This is a genomic window from Pseudoruegeria sp. HB172150 (genome assembly GCF_013184805.1).
Classification (GTDB): Bacteria; Pseudomonadota; Alphaproteobacteria; order Rhodobacterales; family Rhodobacteraceae; genus Psychromarinibacter.
On record NZ_JAATNG010000002.1, the window covers coordinates 86,236 to 108,598 of the forward strand.

At 63.3% G+C, this 22,363-nt stretch carries 22 protein-coding genes; 12 read left to right on the forward strand and 10 right to left on the reverse strand.

All coding sequences use genetic code 11. The features are described from left to right. The first annotated feature begins 283 nt into the window (after positions 1–283). A complete protein-coding gene (locus tag HCO70_RS12125) occupies positions 284–1,099 on the forward strand; it encodes a lytic transglycosylase domain-containing protein (protein WP_172296462.1) in 816 nt (271 codons plus the stop codon). Further along, positions 1,092–2,531 carry a UbiA family prenyltransferase gene (locus tag HCO70_RS12130; RefSeq protein ID WP_172296464.1) on the forward strand — a complete coding sequence of 480 codons (1,440 nt, stop codon included), beginning with the start codon at positions 1,092–1,094 and terminating at the stop codon, positions 2,529–2,531. The genes HCO70_RS12125 and HCO70_RS12130 overlap by 8 nt, the downstream gene beginning before the upstream one ends. Before the next feature lie 33 nt (positions 2,532–2,564). Here HCO70_RS12130 and HCO70_RS12135 read toward each other — a convergent pair whose 3' ends face one another. Continuing rightward, the gene (locus tag HCO70_RS12135) at positions 2,565–3,302 is read right to left on the reverse strand and encodes an SDR family oxidoreductase (protein ID WP_172296466.1); all 738 of its coding nucleotides are present in this window, start codon (positions 3,300–3,302) and stop codon (positions 2,565–2,567) included. Then, positions 3,299–4,615, reverse strand: coding sequence for an FAD-binding oxidoreductase (locus HCO70_RS12140; protein WP_172296467.1), 1,317 nt, complete (start codon positions 4,613–4,615; stop codon positions 3,299–3,301). Before HCO70_RS12140 ends, HCO70_RS12135 begins: the two co-directional genes overlap by 4 nt. Positions 4,616–4,880: 265 nt before the next feature. Between HCO70_RS12140 and HCO70_RS12145 the strand changes: the two genes are divergently transcribed. Next, positions 4,881–5,132: a hypothetical protein gene (locus HCO70_RS12145; RefSeq protein ID WP_172296469.1), complete on the forward strand. Its 252-nt coding sequence runs from the start codon at positions 4,881–4,883 to the stop codon at positions 5,130–5,132. A gap of 89 nt (positions 5,133–5,221) precedes the next feature. On the opposite strand, the gene HCO70_RS12150 is transcribed toward HCO70_RS12145, so the two are convergent. The 8 genes from HCO70_RS12150 to tldD form a co-directional block, all read right to left on the reverse strand. Continuing rightward, complete coding sequence (locus HCO70_RS12150; protein ID WP_172296470.1) at positions 5,222–5,848, reverse strand: 3-oxoacid CoA-transferase subunit B; 627 nt, start codon at positions 5,846–5,848, stop codon at positions 5,222–5,224. A gap of 14 nt (positions 5,849–5,862) precedes the next feature. Beyond that, positions 5,863–6,888 (reverse strand): PAS domain-containing protein, encoded by a 1,026-nt coding sequence (locus HCO70_RS12155; protein WP_172296472.1) that lies wholly within the window; start codon positions 6,886–6,888, stop codon positions 5,863–5,865. 206 nt (positions 6,889–7,094) lie between these two features. Beyond that, positions 7,095–7,790: a CoA transferase subunit A gene (locus tag HCO70_RS12160; protein ID WP_172296473.1), complete on the reverse strand. Its 696-nt coding sequence runs from the start codon at positions 7,788–7,790 to the stop codon at positions 7,095–7,097. 107 nt (positions 7,791–7,897) lie between these two features. Next, positions 7,898–8,452: a L,D-transpeptidase gene (locus HCO70_RS12165; RefSeq protein WP_172296475.1), complete on the reverse strand. Its 555-nt coding sequence runs from the start codon at positions 8,450–8,452 to the stop codon at positions 7,898–7,900. A 143-nt stretch (positions 8,453–8,595) separates the two neighbouring features. Next, positions 8,596–11,160, reverse strand: a complete 2,565-nt coding sequence (topA, locus tag HCO70_RS12170; protein WP_172296476.1) for a type I DNA topoisomerase — start codon at positions 11,158–11,160, stop codon at positions 8,596–8,598. 255 nt (positions 11,161–11,415) lie between these two features. Further along, complete coding sequence (gene dprA, locus HCO70_RS12175) at positions 11,416–12,600, reverse strand: DNA-processing protein DprA (protein ID WP_172296478.1); 1,185 nt, start codon at positions 12,598–12,600, stop codon at positions 11,416–11,418. 194 nt (positions 12,601–12,794) lie between these two features. Further along, a complete protein-coding gene (locus tag HCO70_RS12180; RefSeq protein ID WP_172296480.1) occupies positions 12,795–13,301 on the reverse strand; it encodes a GNAT family N-acetyltransferase in 507 nt (168 codons plus the stop codon). Between the two features lie 2 nt (positions 13,302–13,303). Beyond that, positions 13,304–14,725: a metalloprotease TldD gene (tldD, locus tag HCO70_RS12185; protein WP_172296482.1), complete on the reverse strand. Its 1,422-nt coding sequence runs from the start codon at positions 14,723–14,725 to the stop codon at positions 13,304–13,306. Positions 14,726–14,912: 187 nt separating this feature from the next. Between tldD and coxB the strand changes: the two genes are divergently transcribed. The 9 genes from coxB (at position 14,913) to HCO70_RS12230 (ending at position 22,358) form a co-directional block, all read left to right on the forward strand. Next, on the forward strand, positions 14,913–15,788 hold the full coding sequence (gene coxB, locus HCO70_RS12190; RefSeq protein WP_172296484.1) for a cytochrome c oxidase subunit II: 876 nt from the start codon (positions 14,913–14,915) through the stop codon (positions 15,786–15,788). 48 nt (positions 15,789–15,836) lie between these two features. Then, on the forward strand, positions 15,837–16,769 hold the full coding sequence (cyoE, locus tag HCO70_RS12195; RefSeq protein ID WP_172296486.1) for a heme o synthase: 933 nt from the start codon (positions 15,837–15,839) through the stop codon (positions 16,767–16,769). After that, complete coding sequence (locus HCO70_RS12200; RefSeq protein ID WP_172296488.1) at positions 16,769–16,960, forward strand: hypothetical protein; 192 nt, start codon at positions 16,769–16,771, stop codon at positions 16,958–16,960. Before cyoE ends, HCO70_RS12200 begins: the two co-directional genes overlap by 1 nt. Continuing rightward, a complete protein-coding gene (locus HCO70_RS12205) occupies positions 16,957–17,532 on the forward strand; it encodes a cytochrome c oxidase assembly protein (protein ID WP_172296490.1) in 576 nt (191 codons plus the stop codon). Before HCO70_RS12200 ends, HCO70_RS12205 begins: the two co-directional genes overlap by 4 nt. Positions 17,533–17,557: 25 nt before the next feature. After that, positions 17,558–18,349, forward strand: a complete 792-nt coding sequence (locus HCO70_RS12210; RefSeq protein ID WP_172296492.1) for a cytochrome c oxidase subunit 3 — start codon at positions 17,558–17,560, stop codon at positions 18,347–18,349. 94 nt (positions 18,350–18,443) lie between these two features. Next, on the forward strand, positions 18,444–19,112 hold the full coding sequence (locus HCO70_RS12215) for an SURF1 family protein (protein ID WP_172296494.1): 669 nt from the start codon (positions 18,444–18,446) through the stop codon (positions 19,110–19,112). Positions 19,113–19,126: 14 nt separating this feature from the next. After that, complete coding sequence (gene thrC, locus HCO70_RS12220) at positions 19,127–20,515, forward strand: threonine synthase (RefSeq protein WP_172296496.1); 1,389 nt, start codon at positions 19,127–19,129, stop codon at positions 20,513–20,515. Beyond that, the gene (locus HCO70_RS12225) at positions 20,512–21,774 is read left to right on the forward strand and encodes a pitrilysin family protein (RefSeq protein WP_172296498.1); all 1,263 of its coding nucleotides are present in this window, start codon (positions 20,512–20,514) and stop codon (positions 21,772–21,774) included. Before thrC ends, HCO70_RS12225 begins: the two co-directional genes overlap by 4 nt. Beyond that, positions 21,774–22,358: a GNAT family N-acetyltransferase gene (locus HCO70_RS12230; RefSeq protein WP_172296500.1), complete on the forward strand. Its 585-nt coding sequence runs from the start codon at positions 21,774–21,776 to the stop codon at positions 22,356–22,358. The genes HCO70_RS12225 and HCO70_RS12230 overlap by 1 nt, the downstream gene beginning before the upstream one ends. Positions 22,359–22,363 lie beyond the last annotated feature (5 nt).

A 22,363-nucleotide genomic window follows, 5' to 3' on the forward strand; every position in this document is an offset into this window, starting at 1 on the left:
TTTCCCGTTGCCCGTCTTGGCATAGGGAGATTAAGCAGTTGGATTCGGGCGAGAATTGGACTGCTATCGTACATTTTCACGTGAATCCGGTGTCCCGGCTAATATGCTGATTTGCCCTGTTTTCCTGACTGAATCGGTCGCTTTGATTGCCTAAATTGCGCCCGAATTGTCAATTTTGACACATTTTGGCAGCCAATTTGCCGATGGGCACCGCGGAGACCTAGCGAAAACCCCCTGACTCTTTAAAACAGGGCTCAGCAGTGAGGGGCGGGAAAGAACCCCGATGAGACAGGCAGTATCGGCAGCGCTGATCATAATGGCGGCCTTTTGCGCTCCCGGAACAGCCGGGGCGGAGCCTCCGCCTTTTGCCGAGTTCACCTTCAAACGCGTCAAACCGCCCGCGCCCGGCACCACCAACCGGATCAACATCCAGATTGAGCCGCAACCGGAACCGCCGAAGCCCGAGCCAGAGGCAGAGGCGGAACCGAAGCCGCCAGTCGAAGGCGCCTATGCCTGGTATTGGGACAAGGTACGCCCCGAAATGTCGGAGGCCGGTCCGGGGCGGCTGGAATCGGCGTTGAACGAACTGACCAAGGGGCCGGGCGTTCCGACACCACGGCTCGCCAGCATGCAGGCGATCGCGCAGGCCTACGGACGCGACATTCTGGCGGCCACGGTCGGTACCAAGGTCTCACCGGCTCTGGTGCTGGCCGTGATCGGCATCGAGTCCTCCGGCCGCTCGAACGCGGTCAGTCCGAAAGGCGCCACTGGCCTGATGCAGCTCATCCCCGATACCGCGGCCCGTTTCGGAGTAACCAATTCGACAGATCCGGCGCAAAACATCAAGGGTGGCGTCGCCTATCTCGATTGGCTTATGGGTGAATTCGGCAATGACCCCATACTGGTGCTGGCCGGCTACAACGCGGGTGAGGGGGCCGTCTGGAAGCATTCGGGCGTGCCGCCCTATGACGAGACGCGGGCCTATGTGCCCAAGGTCCTTGCCGCCTGGACTGTGGCACGGGGGCTTTGCATGACCCCACCGGTGCTGATCAGCGACGGTTGCGCCTTTGCCGTGTCGGGGGTGCGCACGGATGGATGACAAGACTCCGCTGGCGCTGGATGTGGATGGCACCTTCCTGCGCACTGATATGCTTTTCGAGTGTTTCTGGGGTGCGATGGGCAAGGATCCGATCGGCACGCTTCAGGTCTGTGCCGAGCACTTCCGCAACCGTGCCCGCCTGAAACATGAGCTCGCCGGTCTCGCGCAATTGCGCACTGATTTGATGCCGGTGAACGAAGAAGTCCTGGCTCTGGCCCGCTCCGCACAGGCAGAGGGGCGCGAGGTTGTTCTGGCATCGGCCTCCGATGCGCAGCTTGTCTCCGCGCTGGCCGCAGACCATGGACTGTCCGAGCGGGTATTCGCCTCCTCTCACCCGGGCCGTAACCTGAAGGGAAAGAACAAGGCCGCGGCCCTGGTAGAAGCCTACGGCGAAGGTGGTTTCGACTACGCCGGAAACGAGGCGGTGGATCGAGCGATCTGGGACCATGCGCGCGGCGCGATTATTGTGGGGACGCACCCGCTGATCGCAAACGAACTCGAACGCGACGGCAAGGCGGTCACCCATCTTCACTGGACGTGGACAGTCGCCGATCTGATCCGTGCCCTGCGGCCGCATCAATGGGTCAAGAACGTCCTGCTGTTCGTGCCGATGATCGCGTCGCACTATTTTTCATGGGCGACCATGTTCACCGTGCTGGTCGGCATCATGGCATTCTCTTTCGCGGCTTCATCCATCTATATCGTCAATGATCTGCTGGATCTTGAAGCGGACCGTTTGCACGCGACCAAACACAAAAGACCCTTTGCCAGCGGGGTTGTCCCGATAAACATCGGCATGGCCGCCTGCGCGGTGCTGGCGCTGTTGGCGGTGGCGCTGAGCCTGACGATATCCTGGTCGTTTCTTGGGGTCACACTTATATATATGCTGCTATCGCTCAGCTACTCGCTGAAGCTCAAGCGTCTGCGGTGGGTGGACATCGCGACGCTTGCCGCACTCTATACACTCCGTGTCATCGCGGGCGCGCTTGCGGTCGACGTCTACGTGTCCGGCTACCTGCTGGTGTTCATCTTCCCCACCTTCGTGACGCTCGGCTGCGTAAAGCGCCTGACCGAGGTGACACTTGCGAAGGACAATCAGAGGCTGCCGGGCCGCGGCTACGGCAGGCCGGATCGCGGCGATCTGTTGAACGTCGCCTGGCTTGGCACGGTCGGTTCGCTGATGGTGTTCTTTCTTTACACTTTCACCGATCAGGCGATGGACCTGTACCCGACCCGTTGGCTGCTTTACGCGGCTATGGTGCCGCTGGCCCTGTGGCTGATCCGCATGGTGCGGCTCGGCTATCAGGGCAAGCAGGATTACGACCCTATCGTCTTTGCCATGCGCGACAAGCGCGGGCTCGGCCTGATATTCATCATGCTGGCGATCATGTTCTACGCAGCCGGTCTATGGCAGACGTGGTTCGGCGTTTGACCTTTGAATTAAACAACCTCGCCCGCCGGTCTATCAGATCGACAGTTTCTTGAAGATCGGTTCCGGGACGGAGCGGATGATCAACATGATCCAGCGCCAGAAGAATGGCGTGTAGATCACGTTCCGTTTCTTGCGCACCGCTTTCAGAATGTCCTCGGCGACCTTTTCCGGCGGTGCCACCAGGAACATGCCCTCGATCCCCCAGGTCATCGCCGTGTCGACAAAGCCGGGCTTTACAGTGATGACGTGGCCGCCAGAGCGGGTCAGCCGGTTCCGGAGGCCGGACAGATATGTCGCAAATCCGGCCTTGGCGGAGCCGTAGACGTAATTTCCAAGCCGCCCACGATCTCCTGCGACCGAACCGACGCCGACGACGGTTCCCTTGCCGCGCGCCTCGATCAGCGGGGCGAGCATCTGCAGGAAACGGGCCGGGCCTGTGAAACTGTCGGCTATGGTCCCGTCGACCAGCGATGGATCGGCGTCGATCTCGGCCTGCTCCGGCATCGAACCCACGAACACTGCAGCATTCAGCGTGCCTTCCACCGCCTCGGCCCGCGAAACCAACACAGCGAAACCCTTTGGGTCACGCGCGTCGAATGCAACGGCCTCGGCCACCGGCGCACCGCGCAGGCGGCAGTCCTCGGCCATCTGTTCCAGTTCGTCCATATCCCGGCCGGCCAGCAACAGGTTGTCGCCGCGTTCGGTCAGCGCCCGAGCTAATGCCCGCGCCATCGAAGACGTGGCGCCGAGGATGATCCAGGTCTCGCTCATGCGGGTTCCCTCAACTTCAGGCGTCTTACCAGATCGGTGATCATCCTGCCTTCGGGGTCATGTTTCGCCACCTCGGCCCGCCAGGCGTCGAGATCCGGGTACATCTGCTGTATGCGGTCGGCACCGCACAGCGCGTCCTTGGCGAAATAGATGCGGCCGCCGGCATCTGCGGTCATGTCCTCCAGACGCTTGATCAGTGCCTCGCATTCCGGCTGCGCGCGCAAGTCCACGGCAAGCGTGTAGCCCTCCATGGGAAAGCTCATCATTCCAGCGCGGCCTTCGCCGGTCCGTTTCAGTACCGCAAGTGGGGAGGCAAGACCGGAGGCCGATATCCGCTCGAGCATGTCGCGCAACTGGGCGGCGGCAGAAAGCGGTACGACGCACTGGAACTGGTGAAAGCCATTCTTGCCGTAAAGCCGGTTCCAGTCGTGGATGCGATCCAGTTGAAAGAAAAAGTCGTTGATCGGTTTCACGACGGTATGGCCGCTTTTCGGAACGCGGCGGTACCACATAGCATTGAACAGCTTCACCACCGGCGCCGACAAGGCGAAACGGGGCGCGTTCATGGGAACCGTGCGCGAGGATTTCGGCGTCGGAACCAGACCGCCCGCGGTTTCCGCTTCTTCCAGCAGGCCCCGACCCAGGTCGGCGCCCCGTGCGGTGGCGTCGATCCAGCCAACCGAATACGTAGTATCGGAGCTGTCGAGCATCGCGATGAATTCGTCAAAGCCGTTGGCACGACGTTCGGTGACGGTCACCAGGTCTGACTTGACCCGTTTCAGGCGCATCTCGGCGCTGGCAATGATCCCCGTCTGGCCCACCCCGCCCACAGTGGCCCGAAAAAGGTCAGGCGTCGTCTCGGGGGTGACCCGGTGCTCGGCGCCGTCTGGCGTCAGCAGGGTCATAGCCACGACATGCTGCGCGAAGGTACCCGCGTTGTGATGGTTTTTGCCGTGAACATCGTTGGCAATGGCGCCGCCGACTGTGGCAAAGCCCGTGCCGGGCAGCACCGCGGGCAACCAGCCGCGCGGAGCCATAACGCGGGTGATCTCGCCCAGTGTCAGGCCAGCCTCTGCTGTCAGGATGCCGGTTTCGGCGTCGAACCCCAGAAACTTGTCGAGCCGTATCATGTGGACGGCCCTGCCGCCGTCGTTGAGGCAAGCATCGCCGTAGGAACGGCGCATTCCGATTGCGGGTGCGGGTTCTTCGGCCATCAGCGCCGTCAGTGCGGCACGCTTTTCAGGACGTGCCATCTGCCCATTGGCACGTATGGCCCGTCCCCAGCCACTATATTCCGCTGTTTTCCAGCGCATGGTCTTCCTTCACTGCTCGTTGTTCGCGGATCTAGATACGAACTGAGGCATAAATATGAAGTTGTTTCGACGACGGGAACAGCGGCGCAGAACGTTCGATGTCAAGCAATCCGTCTGTGCGGCGGCGGCCTCAGATATGTGCAATGGTGAACTGAGTTCACGAGAATAGGTGTCGGTTGTGCGTTGAATAACCCCGATAGCGCTCCCATTTCAGTTTCATCGCAGGCAGGAGCCCTGCGACGCAAAGTAAGGAAAGGACGTTATCATGAAAAAGCTTCTTGTTGCCGCCGCCGCGCTGGCCGTTGCCACCCCGGTTCTCGCCAATGACCAACTGGCCCTCAGCCTCGGCGTGCAGCCCGGCGAATACTCTTTGGAGCAACTCGCTGTGCTGAAATCGGTCGAAGGCAAAACCGGCAACGACGCTCTGGTGAACCTCGACAACCTGGAGAACGTGTCCTCGCGTGGCATTGTGAACCCGGTTGCGACGGCTCAATTCCAGGAGCTGGCCGACGAGTAATCCTGTCGACCGCCGGCCATAGGCTGGCACCAAAAGAAACAGGGGGCCGTTCAGGCCCCCTCAATATTTCAGATCTCCGGTACCGAAGTTCAGACGATCGCGGCGTCTGTCTTTTCGATAAGTTCTTCGCGGGTGACACCTTCGGCAAGTTCGGCGATGTGAAGCCCCTTGTGGGTGACGTCCATAACCCCGAGGTTCGTAATAATCCTGTCGACCACGCCGGTGCCGGTCAGCGGAAGCGTGCACTTCTTCAGGATCTTGGAGTCGCCATGTTTGTTGGTGTGGTCCATCACCACCACAACGCGGCCCACACCGGCCACCAGATCCATTGCGCCGCCCATGCCCTTGACCAGTTTCCCAGGGATCATCCAGTTGGCCAAGTCACCCTTTTCGCTGACCTCCATTGCGCCAAGGATCGCCATCGCGATCTTGCCCCCCCGGATCATCCCGAAGCTCGTGGAACTGTCGAAATAAGAGGTCCGTGCCAGCTCGGTGACCGTCTGCTTGCCCGCATTTATCAGGTCCGGATCGACCTCGTCCTCGGTTGGGAAAGGGCCGATACCCAGCATCCCGTTCTCGGACTGCAGCGTGACGTCGACGCCCTCGGGGATATAGTTGGCAACCAGGGTCGGAATTCCGATCCCCAGGTTAACATACATCCCATCCTCAAGCTCCTGCGCCGCGCGGGCGGCCATCTGGTTTCTGTCCCAGGGCAAGGTATCCCCCCTCGTTATGAATCGTATGTCCGGATCGGAATCGACAGACGGATTGTCGTGCCTTTGTCGCCGGATGTCACGTCCAGTTCCGCATCCAGATCGCCAAGCAGCGCCGCCACGACACGCCCACCCACAGAGCCCATGTTGGGATATTCGGTTCCCTCCGGCAGACCGACCCCGTCATCCTCTACCGAGATCACGACGCGATCTTCGGCGGGCGCATCGAGGTGGATGTTCAACAGGCCCTCGTCGCGGCCCTCGAAGGCATGCTGGAAAGCATTGGTGATGATCTCCGAGACGACAAGGCCGATCTTGGCCGCGATCTCTGAACTGCAGGTTGCATCGCCGACATCGACATTCACCCGAATGCCGGCGCGGCCGTCCAGATGTGCTGTCGTGTTCGCCAGGCGCGAGATATAGGCCCCCAGCGAGACGTTGCCGGTACGGCGCCCCGCGCTGGGATCACTCAGTTCCTCGTAGAGAAGCTGCAGACTCTCGACCCGGCGCGCCAGCGACTTCACTGTGTCCGCGGCCGGCACAGCTCGGCTCTGCAGCCGGATCATGCTGACGATCATCGCAAGGTGGTTCTTGACCCGATGCTTCAGCTCGCGGATCGCATGTTGCGACACGTTGACGGAATTCTGCGCCTCGTGCTCCGTCAGCCGTTTCTGGATACCCAGGAAATGCCGAAGCTGGCCGTCCTGGTCGTAGATCGGCGTAAGCAGCAGGCGGTTCAGGAACTGCGTGCCGTCGGCACGGTAGTTGACGATGTCGACGGTGGTCTCCGTCTGCTGTTCAATCGCCTGCTTTATTCGGCGAACATCCTCGGGATCGGTATCCTCGCCCTGCAGGAACCGGCAGTTCCGCCCGACGGCGGAGCTTGCGTTGTAGCCCGTCACCCGCTCGAAGGCGCGGTTGACGTAGACGATCGGATTGTCTTCCAGGTGCGGGTCCGTGAGGACCATGGAAATCGGCGATTCAGCCAGGATGCGAAAGGCTTCGGCGTCAGGAAGCCCCGTCAATACATTCTGTTTGTCCATCTGTGTGCGTAATCATAATCCAGCCAGAGTTGCATCGCCCGCCCGCCATTTCTGCGGGAACGCCGTTTGTTGCAAGCATTCTTGCCGATTTCCGCAGCGTCACGTTACAATTTCACGTACAAAACGTGATCGATGCGCGGCAATGTCGGCGGTTCTCCGCCCTGGGCACGAAGTAACGGCACAAGATTTGTGCCGCTCTCCCGAATCTAGGCAGCGCGGGTTGTGCGCTGTTCGATCCGTTTTTCGAATTCACCTTGAACAAGGCGATGAACATAGACGCCCGGCAAGTGAATCATATCTGGATCCAATGAGCCGCGCGGCACGATTTCCTCTACCTCGGCAATGCAGACCTTGCCGCACATCGCCGCGGGCGGGTTGAAGTTGCGGGCCGTCTTGCGGAACACGAGGTTGCCGGTGTCGTCGGCCTTCCACGCCTTGACGATGGACAGGTCGGCAACGATGGCCCGCTCGAGGATGTAAGTTTCCCCGTCGAACTCCTTGTGCTCCTTGCCCTCGGCGATGACGGTGCCGACGCCGGTCTTGGTGTAGAAGCCGGGGATGCCGGTTCCGCCGGCACGCATTCGCTCGGCCAGTGTTCCCTGCGGATTGAATTCCAGGTCCAGTTCGCCGGACAGATACTGGCGCATGAACTCGGCATTCTCGCCAACATAAGAGCTCATCATCTTCTTGATCTGCTTGGAATCCAGCAGGATGCCCAGCCCGAACCCGTCGACACCGCAATTGTTCGAGGCGACGGTCAGGTCCTTGGTACCGGCAGCGTGGATCGCATTGATCAGATTCTCGGGGATGCCGCAAAGCCCAAAGCCCCCGGCGGCAATCGTCATGCCGTCGAACAGAAGTCCGTCAAGCGCTTCCGCGGCGGAACCATATACCTTCTTCATCGTCACTCCCCTCCGTCCGGTGCCTCGCCAGACTTGTGGCGCGCGCCGAAGCCGGAGTCAACGTGGGCGGCAAAGCGGGGCCGCCCTGTACCGCTTACGTAACTTCGTCAGATAAGGCGTACCTGCGTGCCGACCGCGGCCTTGTCGTAGAGGTCGACGATCATCTCGTTGTAAAGTCCGATGCACCCGTCCGAAGACGGGCGTCCGATCTTGCGGGTGTCATGGGTCCCGTGGATCAGGTAGGCGGGCCAGCTGAGATACAGCGCATGGGTGCCCAGCGGGTTGTCGGGTGCGCCGCCGGCGACCGGATGCCAGTCCGGGAAACGTTCCATCTGGCTCGCCGTTGGCGTCCAGCTCGGCCCGACTTTCTTGCGGATGATCTCGGTATAGCCGCGCTTCGTCAGTTCGTCCGATTTCGGCACGGAGGTCGGATAGACGTTGTATGTCTCGCCGTCACCGGACCAGTAGTGCAGCGTCCGCGCCTCGGTGTCGCAGACGATGCAGCCTTTGCCGAGTTCGTCGAAATGGTCGCTCCAGTCCTGCTGGCGCCAGCCGGAGATATTGCGCGGGGTGATTTCCTGCGCACGCGCGATGGCGGGCGCAAACATCGCTGCACCGGCACCGCCGATCAAGCGGCGGCGGGACAAGCCCTTGGCATCCATTGGGAATTTCCTTCTGTCTCGCTTCGTCTTTCGCGTTGGAAGCTGTGGCAACGAGGCAGGTTTGACCAATCACGAATGCGTTAAGATGAATATATGCGCCATCCCGTCGCATGTCCGGCGCCGTGGTGCCGCGAATCCGGGCATCAGCCCTTTTTCGCGACAGCCTTTTTCGCCGCGGCCTTCTTGGGCGTTGCCTTTTTGGCCGCAGTCTTGCGACCGCCGCCTTTCTTGGCTGCCCGCTCGGCGATCAGCTGCACCGCCAGCTCCATCGTCACATCCGCGGGTTCGGTGCCCTTGGGAAGGGTGGCGTTCACCTTCTCCCACTTCACGTAGGGCCCGTACCGTCCATCCATGACGTTCACTGCGCCGCCGCTTTCCGGATGCTCGCCCAGTTCCTTCAGCGGTTTCGCCGGCGTACGTGCGCCGCGGCCGCGGCTGGCCTTCTGCGCCAGCACCTCAACCGCGCGGTTCATGCCGATGGTGAACACCTCGTCCACTTCGGGCAGGTTGGCATAGACCCGGCCATGCTTGACGAAGGGCCCGTACCGGCCGATCCCGGCCTCGACCATCTCGCCGTCTTCCGGATGTGGCCCGATCTCACGCGGCAGGCTCAGCAGCATCAGCGCCTTTTCCAGGTCGATATCCGCGGCGGCCCAGCCTTTCGGCAGTGAAGCGCGGGGCGGCTTCGGCACCTCTTCAGTCGCTTCACCGCGCTGCACATAGGGTCCGAACCGGCCGGAGCGCAGGCTGATCGGATCGCCGTTATCCTCGCCCAGCAGCTTGCCGTCGGGACCGATCTCGTCATCCTCCTCGCTGGCGCCCAGCGAGCGGGTGTAACGGCAGTTGGGATAGTTCGAGCAGCCGATGAACGCACCGCCCGACCGTGCGGTGCGCAGGCTCAGGCGGCCCTCGCCGCAGTTCGGGCAGATGCGCGGATCGCTCCCATCCTCGCGCGGCGGGTACAGATGCGGCGCCAGAACCTCGTCGATCTTCTCCAGCACTTCGCCGATGCGCAGGTCCGAGGTTTCGTCGATATGCGCCTTGAAGTCGCGCCAGAAGCGCTCCAGCACATCCTTCCATGCGCGCTCGCCGCTGGTGATATCGTCCAGCTCTTCCTCAAGGTTCGCGGTGAACTCGTAGCCCACATACTTTCGGAAGTAATTAATCAGGAAGATCGTCACCAACCGCCCCTTGTCCTCGGGGATCAGGCGGTTCTTGTCCTTCCGCACATAGCCGCGGTCTTGGATCGTAGTGACGATGGAGGCATAGGTGGAGGGCCGGCCGATGCCCAGCTCTTCCATCCGCTTGACCAGCGTCGCTTCGGTGTAGCGTGGCGGCGGCTGAGTGAAATGCTGCTCCGGCGTAACCGATTGCTTAGCGGCCGCCTCGCCTTGGGTAATCTGCGGCAGGCGCTTGTCGTCATCGTCGATGACGGCATCGTCACGGCCTTCCTCGTAGACCTTGAGGAAGCCGTCGAACAGCACCACCTGACCGGTCGCGCGTAACTCAACCTGTCCATCGGAGCTGCCGACATCGACTGTGGTACGCTCCAGTCGCGCTGCTTCCATCTGGCTGGCGATGGTCCGCTTCCAGATCAGATCGTATAGCTTCTTCTGATCGGCTTCGGACACGCGCAGCTTGTCCGGCGACATCGTCATGTCGGTGGGCCGGATGCACTCGTGGGCTTCTTGCGCGTTCTTGGCCTTGTTCTTGTACATGCGCGGGCTGCTCGGGACGTATTCGTCCCCGTAGCGGTCCTTGATCGCATCGCGCGCGGCCATCACCGCCTCGGGCGCCATGTCGATGCCGTCCGTCCGCATGTAAGTGATGTGTCCGGCCTCATAGAGCCGCTGCGCCGCGCTCATCGTCTGGCGCGCGCCCATGCCGAACTTGCGGCTGGCTTCCTGCTGCAGGGTCGAGGTCATGAAGGGCGCCGACGGGTTGCGGGAGGCGGGCTTTGCCTCCACCGACTTCACCGTCAGGTCGCGGGACGTGACCGCTTGCACCGCCAGTTCGGCCTGGGTTTCGTTCTCGATGTCGTAGCGGTCGAGCTTCTTGCCGGCGAGGACCGTCAGCCGCGCTTCGTATTCCTGGCCGCGCGGCGTCGAAAGCAGCGCCTTGACCGTCCAGTATTCGCGGGCGCGGAACGCCTCGATCTCCATCTCGCGCTCGACGATCAGCCGCAGGCAGACCGACTGCACGCGCCCCGCGGATTTAGCACCGGGCAGCTTGCGCCACAAAACCGGCGACAGGTTGAAGCCCACCAAGTAGTCCAGCGCGCGGCGGGCAAGATACGCCTCCACCAGATCCTCGTCGACCTGGCGCGGGTTCTTCATCGCCTCAGTCACGGCATTCTTGGTGATCGCGTTGAACACCACGCGGCTGACGGCGGTGTCCTTCTTGATCGCCTTGCGCTTGCGCAGGGTCTCTTCCAGGTGCCACGAAATCGCCTCCCCCTCACGATCGGGGTCGGTGGCGAGGATCAGCTGGGGGTCGTCCTTCAGCGCGTCGGCGATCGCATTGACGTGTTTTTTGCTGTCGCTGGCGACCTCCCAGGTCATGTCGAAGCCGTGGTCGGGATCGACCGATCCGTCCTTAGGAGGCAGGTCGCGGACATGGCCGTAGGATGCCAGCACGGTGTAATCGCTGCCCAGATATTTGTTGATCGTCTTGGCCTTGGCAGGCGATTCAACGACGACGACTGGCATGGAGATCCTTTCGAGTCCGCACGAGGTGCTCTTGGCGGCGGTACATGTGGTGTTGGAGAGGGGAATGTCAATGCGGCTCGGTCGGGTGCCGGAAAAGGCGGCAACTCGTAACGCCGGAGTCACCGGCACTGTGCAAGGCTCCACCGGGCACGAGGCCCGCCGCGCCGAAACCGTGACGCATATATATAGTGTACGCGGATTGGCTTGCCGGGCGGAGGGTCGCGGATAGCCTCATTCTCCGCCCAGGGCAGGCTGTCAGTCGCTTCGGCTTAACAGCCCGCCGGGCCGGCGCTCGATCTTGCCGTCGAGTTCCAGTGTCACCAGTTCCGGCGTGATACGCCCCGCCGGCAGCCCGATATCGCGGATCAGCTGATCCTCGGCCAGCGGGCTGGGCCCGAGCCGGTCGAGGATCTGCCGATGCAACGCTGCGGCGTCCTTCAGGGACCGCTGCGGCGGGTCCGGATTGCCGGCGGTTTCCGGCGGGATCTGCTCGATCACGTCTTCCTGCTTTTCTGCGGTTTCCTTTGCCTGCTGGACTTCGTGGTTTTGACCTGCAATCGCATCCACGACGTCCTGCGCGCCGCGCACCAGCATCGCACCATCGCGGATCAGCATGTTGCATCCGGCAGCACGCGCGTCGAATGGGTGGCCGGGAACGGCCATCACCTCGCGCCCCTGGTCGAGCGCATTGCGCGCAGTGATCAGGCTGCCGGATTTCGCCGCCGCCTCCACCACCACGACGGCCTGCGCGAGGCCAGATATGATGCGATTCCGCGCCGGGAAATGCCGCGCCATCGGCTGCATTCCGATGGGCTGTTCCGACAGGCGCAGTCCGCGCTCCGCGATCTCCTGCGCCAGAACCGCATTCTCTGCCGGATAGATCACATCGACGCCGCCGGCCATCACGGCAATCGTCCCGCCTTCCAGCGAGGCAAGGTGCGCGGCGGTGTCCACGCCGCGCGCCAGCCCGGAAACAACCGCATATCCGGCCTCCGTCAGCCCCTGCGCCAGTTGGCGCGCCATCCGGGTGCCAAGGCTGGAGGCGTTGCGCGCGCCAACCAGTGCGACCACTGGGCGAGCCAGAAGAGCAGGATCGCCGAGCGCCCACAATATCGGCGGCGCATCAGCCAGCTGAGCCAGCCGCGGGGGGTACTCCGCCGACCCGATCGCGACAGGACGGGCACCGCAGACGCGGCCGTTTTTCAGTTCGGATTCAGCGACGGCTGCCGGGCAGGGCGTGTATTCCTCGACGCCGGCTGCGCGGGCAACTTCAGGCAGCGCACGCAATGCGTCCCTGGCGTTGCCATGTTCGGCCAGCAATCGATGAAAGGTAGTCGGCCCGACCCGTCGAGAGCGCAAGAGGCGGAACCAGAAGACCCAATCTTCCTCGCTTCGGGGTGGGGTGAGGGGGTGGGGTGAAGGGAGTAAATCCTCGGCCATCCTGGTACCGCCAACTTGCATACTCAGATATGCGCCCAGAGGAGTTAATGCTTGGTGAACAATAGCTGGCTTTCGGAAAATTTGTCGCAACACGCTGAATTCAATCGAACTAATCCCCGCATCATCACCGGTATGCCGCCACGTTTCGGCCGCGTTCAGGCGAATCCGCCATACGGCACCAGATCACGTGGAGCCTAGCACGGAAGTAGTGGAGCCCAGCGTGTTTGAAGCAGCGACTTTTGCAGAAGAACGCAGCACCAGCTGCACATACCCGCGCCTTCGACCTCCCGGGTCTCGTCCAGTTCGCCGGTAATCTCCCAGCCTTCCCGCGCATAGAACCGTGCAGCGCGGTCGTTGCCCTTGACGTAGTCGATCTCCGCCAGGACGTGACCTGCAGCCGCGATCTCCGTCTCCGCGGCCTGCATAAGACGCGCCGCAAGTCCGCTGCCCCGCACCGGTCGACTGAGAAAGAGATAGTCGATGTAGTTCTCCTGCCAGGCAACGAAGCCCCCGATCCGGCCATCAAGCAGGCCCACCCGGACTTCCTTGGTCATCTCCGCAATCGCCTTGAGGAAGGCGTCCGGCACCCGTGTCGCCGACATCCTGTCCGGCACCAGCCCGTCATGGGCATCATGCCATCCCTCATGCCAGACCGCCGCGACGTCCGGGTGATCCCCGGACGTCATCGGACGCACGGTCATGGTCACGCCGCCGAGCCACCCACAGTTAGCCCGCCGATCAGCATGGTCGGCTGGCCGACCCCGACCGGAACCCATTGCCCGGCCTTGCCGCAATTCCCGATACCGGGATCCAGCGCCATGTCGTTGCCGATGGCGCGGATCTGCTGCAGTGCCGTCGCGCCGTCGCCGATCAGTGTTGCGCCCTTCACCGGCGCGCCGATCTTGCCATTCTTCACCCGATACGCCTCGGTGCAGGAGAACACGAACTTGCCGTTGGTGATATCGACCTGTCCGCCGCCGAATCCCACGGCATAGATGCCGTCCTTCAATTCGGCGACGATCTCCTTGGGATCGGCTTCGCCTCCCAGCATGTAGGTATTGGTCATGCGTGGCATCGGGATATGCGCGTAGCTTTCGCGGCGGCCGTTGCCCGTGGGATTGACCCCCATCAGCCGCGCATTCTGCCGATCCTGCATGTAGCCGACGAGGATACCGTCCTCGATCAGCACATTCTTTCCGCTCGGCGTCCCCTCGTCATCCACCGTAATGGACCCGCGTCGGTCCGGGATCGTTCCGTCATCCAGCACGGTGACCCCGGGCGCCGCCACCCGCTGACCCATCAGCCCGGCAAAGGCCGAAGTTTTCTTGCGGTTGAAGTCGCCCTCAAGCCCGTGCCCCACCGCCTCGTGCAGCAGCACGCCGGGCCAGCCGGAGCCGAGCGCCACATCCATCACGCCGGCGGGCGCCGCCTCCGCACCGAGATTCACCAGCGCGATGCGCAAAGCCTCGCGGGTAACCGACTTCCAGTGCGACGGCTCGACCAGTCCGGTCATCCCGAACCGGCCGCCGCCGCCATGCCCACCGGATTCCCGGCGGCCGTTCTCCTCGACGATGACCGACACATTCAGACGCGCCATGGGCCGCGCGTCGCGCACCAGCTTGCCCTCGGGCCGCAGGATCTCCACCTCCTGCATCGAGGCGGCCAGTACGGCGGAGACCTGAACCACGCGGCTGTCGAGGCCGCGGGCGTAGGCATCTATCTCGCGCAGCGTGTCGATCTTGGTCGGAAAGGCGAAATCGTCCATCGGGTTGTCGTCGGTATAGAGCCGGACATTTGTGGCCTGCGGTGCATCCGCCAGCGTCCCGCCACCGTCGCCTACCGCCAGGCGTGCCGTTTCCACTGCGCGGTTAAGCGAGCCTTCGGAGATCTCGCTGGAATGCGCATAGCCTGCGGTCTCGCCGCGCACCGCGCGCAAGCCGAACCCTTCAGAGGCGTCGTAGCTTGCCGTTTTCACCCGTCCGTCGTCGAAAACAATCGTTTCCGAGCGTTTCCGCTCCAGGAAAAGCTCGCCGTCATCGGCCCCGGCAACCGCGTCCCGCAACCGGAAAAGCGCGGTCTCCTGGTCCAGCGCGGTCTCGAAAGGGCGAAAGGGAGCGTCCGTCATGGTTCGGTATTCCTTGGTTCCGGATTTGATCCATGTCAAAAAAAGCGGCGCATTGCCGCAACAGAGATGCTTGAGGGCATCCCCCTAATATGGTTTTACAACGCCGAGACACAACGGGATTCCCTGCGCGCCCTGCAGGACCCGGGCAAGCGCGGCGGCGCAACCGCCCAGCCATACGGGAGTGGACATGCGATTGAACTCTTTCCTCCGCGGCGCAGGTGCCGCTCTGGCCGCAACGCTCTCCGCCGGCGCCGCATTGGCACAGGACGGGCTGGACGGGCTTGAAGTCATCGGCGCGCCGCACCCGAAAGGGACCGGTTTTCAGCACGCCGCGACCAGCGTCGCGCGCGACCTGCAATGGCTGGACGGGATGATCCTCGCCATCATCACGGCCATCGTGATCTTCGTAATGCTTCTGCTGCTGATCGTGATCGTCCGCTACAACCACCGCTCAAACCCGACGCCGGCAACCTTTACCCATAACTCGCCGATCGAGGTTACATGGACGGTGGTGCCCATCATCATCCTGGTCTTCATCGGTGCGTTCTCGCTGCCGACACTGTTCAACCAGCAGGAAATCCCGGAAGCCGACCTGGTGATCAAGGTCACCGGCCACCAGTGGTACTGGACCTATGAGTACCCGGATCAGGGCCTCACCTTCGACAGCTTTATGCTGGGCAAGGACGAGCTGGAAGAGTTCGGTTATTCCGCAGACGAATATCGCCTCGCGACCGACACCGCCGTGGTCGTTCCGACCGGCGCGACCGTGGTCGTTCAGGTGACCGCCGACGACGTCATCCACTCCTGGACGGTTCCCGCTTTCGGCGTGAAACAGGACGCTGTGCCAGGCCGTCTGGCGGAACTGTGGTTCAACGTCGATCCCGGCAGCGAGGGGATATACTTCGGTCAGTGTTCCGAACTTTGCGGCAAGGACCATGCCTTCATGCCGATCACCGTCAAGGCAGTGACGCCGGAAGAATTCGACGCCTGGCTGAATGGCCCGGCGCAGGACTTCGCAGAGAACCCGCTGCCCCGCGCAGTGGATGTGGCTGCGGCCGAGTAAGAAGGGTAGGGCGCGCCACCCCGGCGCGCCTGGCTTGAAGGGAAGCGCATGAGCGATACCCACGTCAGTGATTTCGACCGCGAGGCCGGCTTTGGCGATTACTTCGCCCTGCTGAAGCCGCGCGTCATGTCGCTGGTCATCTTCACCGCCCTGGTCGGACTCGTCGTCGCCCCGGTCTCGGTGCACCCGGTCGTCGCGCTGTCGTCGCTGCTGTTCATCGCCATCGGGGCTGGTGCCTCGGGCGCGCTGAACATGTGGTGGGATGCCGACATCGACGCAGTGATGAAACGCACGGCAAAACGTCCGGTGCCATCGGGCAAGGTCACCGCGGACGAGGCGCTTGGCATTGGCGTGGCGCTGTCGGGTATGGCCGTCGTGATGTTGGCGCTGGCCGCGAACCTTGTCGCCGCCGGTCTACTCGCTTTCACCATCTTCTTCTACGCCGTCATCTACACGATGATCCTGAAACGCTGGACGCCGCAGAATATCGTGATCGGCGGCGCTGCGGGCGCCTTCCCGCCGATGATCGGCTGGGCCGTCGCGACCGGCGGCATCTCGGTCGAGTCGGTGCTGATGTTCGCGCTGACCTTCATGTGGACCCCGCCGCATTTCTGGGCATTGGCCCTGTTCATGAAGTCGGACTACGAGGATGCGGGTGTTCCGATGCTGACCGTGACCCACGGCCGGCGCGTTACCCGGAATCACGTTCTGGGCTACACCATCGCGCTTGCGCCGGTGGCACTGGGCATCGGTTTCACCTCCATCGGCGGTCCGGTCTATCTCGCGGTCTCGGCGGTGTTGAATGCGATGTTCCTCATGGGCGCATGGCAGATCTGGCGCCGTGATGAAACTTCGGCCGAGGCCGACGGCTACAAGGTCGAAAAACGCTTCTTCCGGCTGTCGCTGTCCTATCTCTTCCTGCATTTTGGCGCTCTTCTGGTTGAAGCGTCGCTGCGCGGCTTCGGGTTCGGGGGATGGTGATGGCGATCCGCACCGAACATGAATTGCACAAGCGCCGCTTTTCGCGAAACCTCGGGGTCGGGTTGGCTCTCGCCAGCTTTGTCCTGCTGGTCTTCGCGCTGAGCGTGGTCAAGATCCAGCGGGTCGGACCTGTCGAGGGCTTCGACCATCAGCCCCGCACCACACTGCTGCCGGCGGAGCAAAGCGAATGAAGCTGACACCGGGCAAGACGGCCGGCCTGACCGTGGGCGTCGTGCTGACGATGGGCGCGCTCGCCTGGGCGTCTGTCCCGTTCTACAACTGGTTCTGCCGCGTGACCGGCTTCGGCGGCACCGTCAGCGTCTCCGACGTCGGCGCCGACGCGGTGCTGGACCAGACGGTGAAGATCCGTTTCGATGGCTCCCTCGACGCCGGCATGCCTTGGACCTTCAAGCCGGTCGAGCGGCAGATGGAGCTGAAGATCGGCGAAACCGGCCTTGCCTTCTACGAAGCCTACAACCCGACGGACCATCCGGTCGCAGGGCAGGCCGCCTACAATGTTTATCCCTACGAGGCGGGCGGCTACTTCACCAAGATCGACTGTTTCTGCTTCACCGAGCAGGTGCTGGAGCCGGGCGAACGGGTGCAGATGCCAGTGACGTTCTATGTCGACCCGGCGATCGTCGAGGACCGCGACGCAAAATATGTCCACACGATCACGCTGAGCTACACTTTCTACGAAATCGACCTGCCCGAGACCCACGCCGCGCTGGCGGGGGAGGACGACCCGGTCTACAAAGAATAACGGTTGAAGACGAGGGACGCTTGCCATGGCGCATGCTAAGAACCACGACTATCACATCCTGAGCCCCTCGATCTGGCCCTTCGTGGGTTCAGTCTCGGCGTTCATCATGCTGTTCGGAGCCGTACTCTGGATGCATGACATGGGCTTCTGGATGTTCCTCATCGGCTTCGTCGGTGTAGCCTACACCATGTTCGGCTGGTGGTCCGAAGTGATCGGGGAATCGCGCCAGGGCGACCATACGCCAGTGGTACAGATCGGCCTGCGCTACGGCTTCATCATGTTCATCATGTCCGAGGTCATGTTCTTCGCCGCGTGGTTCTGGTCGTTCTTCAAGCACGCCTTGTTCCCGATGGATCAGTTCTCGGAAGGCCAGTGGCCGCCCCCGTCGATCGAAACCTTCGACCCCTGGCACCTGCCGCTGATCAACACGCTGATCCTGCTCTGCTCGGGCGCTGCGGCGACGTGGGCGCACCATGCATTGGCACACGAGAACAACCGCAAGGACCTGGTGAACGGTTTGATCCTGGCGATCCTGCTGGGCGCCCTGTTCACAGTGTTCCAGATCTACGAGTACAGCCATGCCGAGTTCAGCTTCTCCGGCAATATCTACGGCGCCAACTTCTTCATGGCGACCGGCTTCCACGGCGCGCACGTGCTCATCGGGACGATCTTCCTGTTCGTCTGCCTGATGCGGGCGCTGGCCGGCCAGTTCACACCGGACAAGCATATCGGCTTCGAGGCGGCAGCCTGGTATTGGCACTTCGTCGACGTCGTCTGGCTGTTCCTGTTCTGCGTCATCTACATCTGGGGCTCCTGAGCGGAACGCTCCTGCGGAGCGTGCCTCCGGCAGGGATATTTATGGCCAGAAGAAGGGGCGCGGGATTCTCGCGCCCTTCGCTTTCGGAGAAAGCATGAAACGTCTCATAATGCCCCTGCTCATCGGCGTTGTCGGCTGCGCCATCCTGATTTCGCTCGGCGTCTGGCAGGTGAAACGGCTGGCATGGAAAGAAGAGATGCTGGCGCGGATAGAGGCGAAGATCGGCAGCGAGCCTGTGCCGCTGCCGGAGGCGCCGGACCCCGGCAGGGACGAATACCTGCCGGTCATCGCGGAGGGCACCGCCGGGTTTGGCGCGCGGGTCCTGGCCAGCGCCAGGGGCATCGGTGCCGGCTACCGCATGATCGACATCTTCGAGACCGGCGACCGCCGGGTGCTGCTTGACCGGGGTTTCCTGCCCGTCGAAGAGCATAGCGACGCCTGGGAGCCGCAGCGGATCACCGTGACCGGCAACCTGCACTGGCCCGACGAGACCGACAGCTGGACGCCAGAACCGGAGCTGGAGCAGGACCTGTGGTTCGCCCGCGACGTCGACGCCATGGCGGCAGAGCTGGACACCGAACCGCTGATGATCGTGGCGCGCACCATCGAACCGGACAATTACACGGCTCGCCCGATGCCGGTGGGAACCGAGGGTATCCCCAACGACCACCTGCAATATTCCATCACCTGGTTTTCCCTGGCGCTCGTGTGGGCGGGGATGACAGGGCTTTGGCTGTGGCGTATCACGCGCCGAACGGACTGACTCGGGAAGGCGCCATGCGATACATCTCCACGAGGGGGCAGGCCCCCGTTCTGACGTTCGAAGAGGCGATGCTGACCGGGCTGGCGCGCGATGGCGGGCTCTACCTGCCGGAGTGGATCCCCTCGCTCAGCGCGGACGAGATCGCAGGACTTGCCGGGCTGCCGTATGAGGATGTCGCGTTCCGGGTGATGCGGCCGTTCATCGGCGACACATTCACCGACGATGAATTCCGGGGCATCGTCGAACGCGCCTATGCGGAATTCGGCCACGCCGCCCGCGCGCCGCTGGTGCAGCTGGGGTCGAACCACTTCGTGCTGGAATTGTTCCACGGGCCGACGCTGGCCTTCAAGGACTTCGCGATGCAGCTGATCGGCCAGCTGTTCCAACTGGTTCTGGAGCGGCGCGACGAAAGGATCACCATCGTCTGCGCGACCTCCGGCGATACCGGCAGCGCCGCGATGGAGGCGTTCCGTGGGCTCGACAATGTGGACGTGTTCACGCTGTTCCCGGAAGGCCGGGTCAGCGAGGTGCAGCAGCGCCAGATGACGACCGTGACCGAGGCGAACGCCCACGCCGTCGCGGTGAAGGGCGATTTCGACGATTGCCAGGCGCTGGTGAAGGACATGTTCAACGACTTCGCCTTCCGCGACGGGGTCCGGCTGGCGGGCGTCAACTCGATCAACTTCGCCCGGGTGCTGGCGCAGATCGTCTACTACTTCACGGCCGCCACATCGCTCGGTGCGCCGAACCGGCAGGTCAGCTTCACCGTGCCGACCGGGAACTTCGGCGATATCTTCGCCGGTTACCTCGCCAAGCGGATGGGCCTGCCGATCGAGCATCTCGTCATCGCGACGAACCAGAACGACATCCTGCACCGCACGCTGGTCTCCGGCGCCCACACCAAGGAAGGTGTCAGGCCCTCGATCAGCCCGTCGATGGACATCCAGGTCAGTTCCAACTTCGAACGCGCGCTCTACTACGCCTATGGCGAGGACCCGAAAGCAGTGGCGCACGAGATGGCGGCGCTGAAGAACGAGGGCGGCTTCACCGTCAGCCAGGGCGCCATGCACGCGCTGCGTGACACCTACCGCTCCGGCCGCACCAGCGAGGAGGAAACCGCCTCCACGATCCGTGCGCAGCATAACGTCACCGGTTACACGCTCTGTCCCCACAGCGCGGTCGGCGTGAAGGTCGCAGAGGAGAACCTCGGCAGTGAACCCATGATCACGCTGGCCACGGCGCATCCCGCGAAGTTCCCCGACGCGGTCGAGGCGGCCACCGGAACGCGGCCCCCCCTTCCCAATCGCATGGCCGACCTTTATGACCGATCAGAGCGCGTGACGTCCGTCGCGAACGACCTGTCCGCCATCGAAGACCTGATCAAGGAGCGCATCGCCCGTTGAGCGTGAACATCCACACCCTGTCGAACGGTTTCCGTGTCGTCACCGAAACCATGCCCAGCATGAAATCCGCCTCGCTCGGCATCTGGGTGATGGCCGGCGGGCGCCACGAACGGGTGGAGCAGAACGGGATCGCCCACTTCCTCGAACACATGGCGTTCAAGGGCACCAAGCGCCGCAGCGCCCTGCAGATCGCCGAGGAGATCGAGGATGTCGGCGGCTATATCAACGCCTATACCAGCCGCGAGATGACCGCCTACTACGCCCGCGTGCTCGAGGATGACGTGCCGCTGGCGCTGGACGTGATCGCCGACATCACCCTCAACCCGCAATTCGATCCGCGCGAGATCGAGGTGGAGCGCGGCGTGATCCTGCAGGAAATCGGGCAGGTGCTGGACACGCCCGACGACGTGATCTTCGACTGGCTGCAGGAGGTCGCGTATCCCGAGCAGGCGCTGGGCCGCTCGATCCTCGGCCCGTCGGAACGCGTGCGCGGGTTTTCCCGCGCCGACCTCGAAGGCTTCGTCGCCGAGCATTACGGCCCCGACCGGATGATCCTCGCTGCCGCCGGCGCCGTCGATCACGACCAGATCGCGAAGCTCGCCGAGGACCTGTTCGGCCACTTGCCGCGCGCGCGTCCTGACCGGGTCGAACCGGCGCTTTTCACCGGCGGCGAACGGCTGGAGATCCGGCCGCTGGAGCAGGTGCATTTCGCGCTCGCCTTCGAAACGCCGGGCTACCGTGACGACGAGATCTACACCGCGCAGATCTATTCCACCGCGCTGGGCGGCGGCATGTCCTCCCGCCTGTTCCAGGAGGCGCGGGAAAAGCGCGGCCTCTGCTACACCATCTTCGCCCAGACCGGCGCCTATGCCGATACCGGCCTGACCACGATCTATGCCGGCACCGCAGCAGACCAGATCGGTGACCTCGCCGGGCTGACCATCGACGAGCTCAAACGCGCCGCCGATGACATGACCGAGGCCGAGATCGCCCGCGCCCGCGCGCAGATGAAGGCCGGCCTGCTGATGGGGCTGGAAAGCCCCTCCTCCCGGGCCGAGCGGCTGGCGCGGCTGCTGTCGATCTGGGACCGGGTCCCGGATCTCGACGAGGTAATCCAGCGGATCGACGCCGTCACGACCGCGGGCGTCACCGCCTTCGCCGCCCGCATGGCGGACGACGCGCGCACCGCGCTGACCATGTACGGCCCGGTGGAGCACGCCCCCCGCATCGCGGATCTGCGGGAGCGGCTGGCGGCCTGATGCTGAACCGGCGTCGCAAGCTTCGCCTTGTCACGGAACGGATGATCCTGCGCCCGCCGCAGCACGCCGATTTCCGGCCATGGGTGGCGCTGCGCGAAAGCTCCGCGCAGTTCCTGAAGCCGTGGGAGCCGACCTGGTCCGCCGACCACCTGAGCCGCAAGGCTTTCACCAACCGCGTCTACTGGGCGCAGCGGTCCATTGTCTCGGGCACCGCGGTGCCGCTGTTCCTGTTCCGGCGCGAGGGCGAGGTGCTGCTCGGCGCGGTGACCCTCGACAACATCCGCCGCGGCCCGGCGCAGTCCGGCACGCTTGGCTACTGGATCGGCGAGATCTTCGCGCGGCAGGGATACATGCGCGAGGCGATAGAGGCGGTGGTGCATCACAGCTTCCACGATCTCGACCTAAGCCGGATAGAGGCCGCCTGCCTGCCCGAAAACGCCGCCTCGCGCGGAGTGCTGGAGCGCTCCGGCTTCAAGTACGAGGGCGTGGCGCAGAGCTACCTGCAGATCAATGGCCGCTGGCGCAACCACGTGCTCTACGCCAACTTGCGCAGTGACCGGCGCGGCAAGACCGACGTCGGCTGACACGT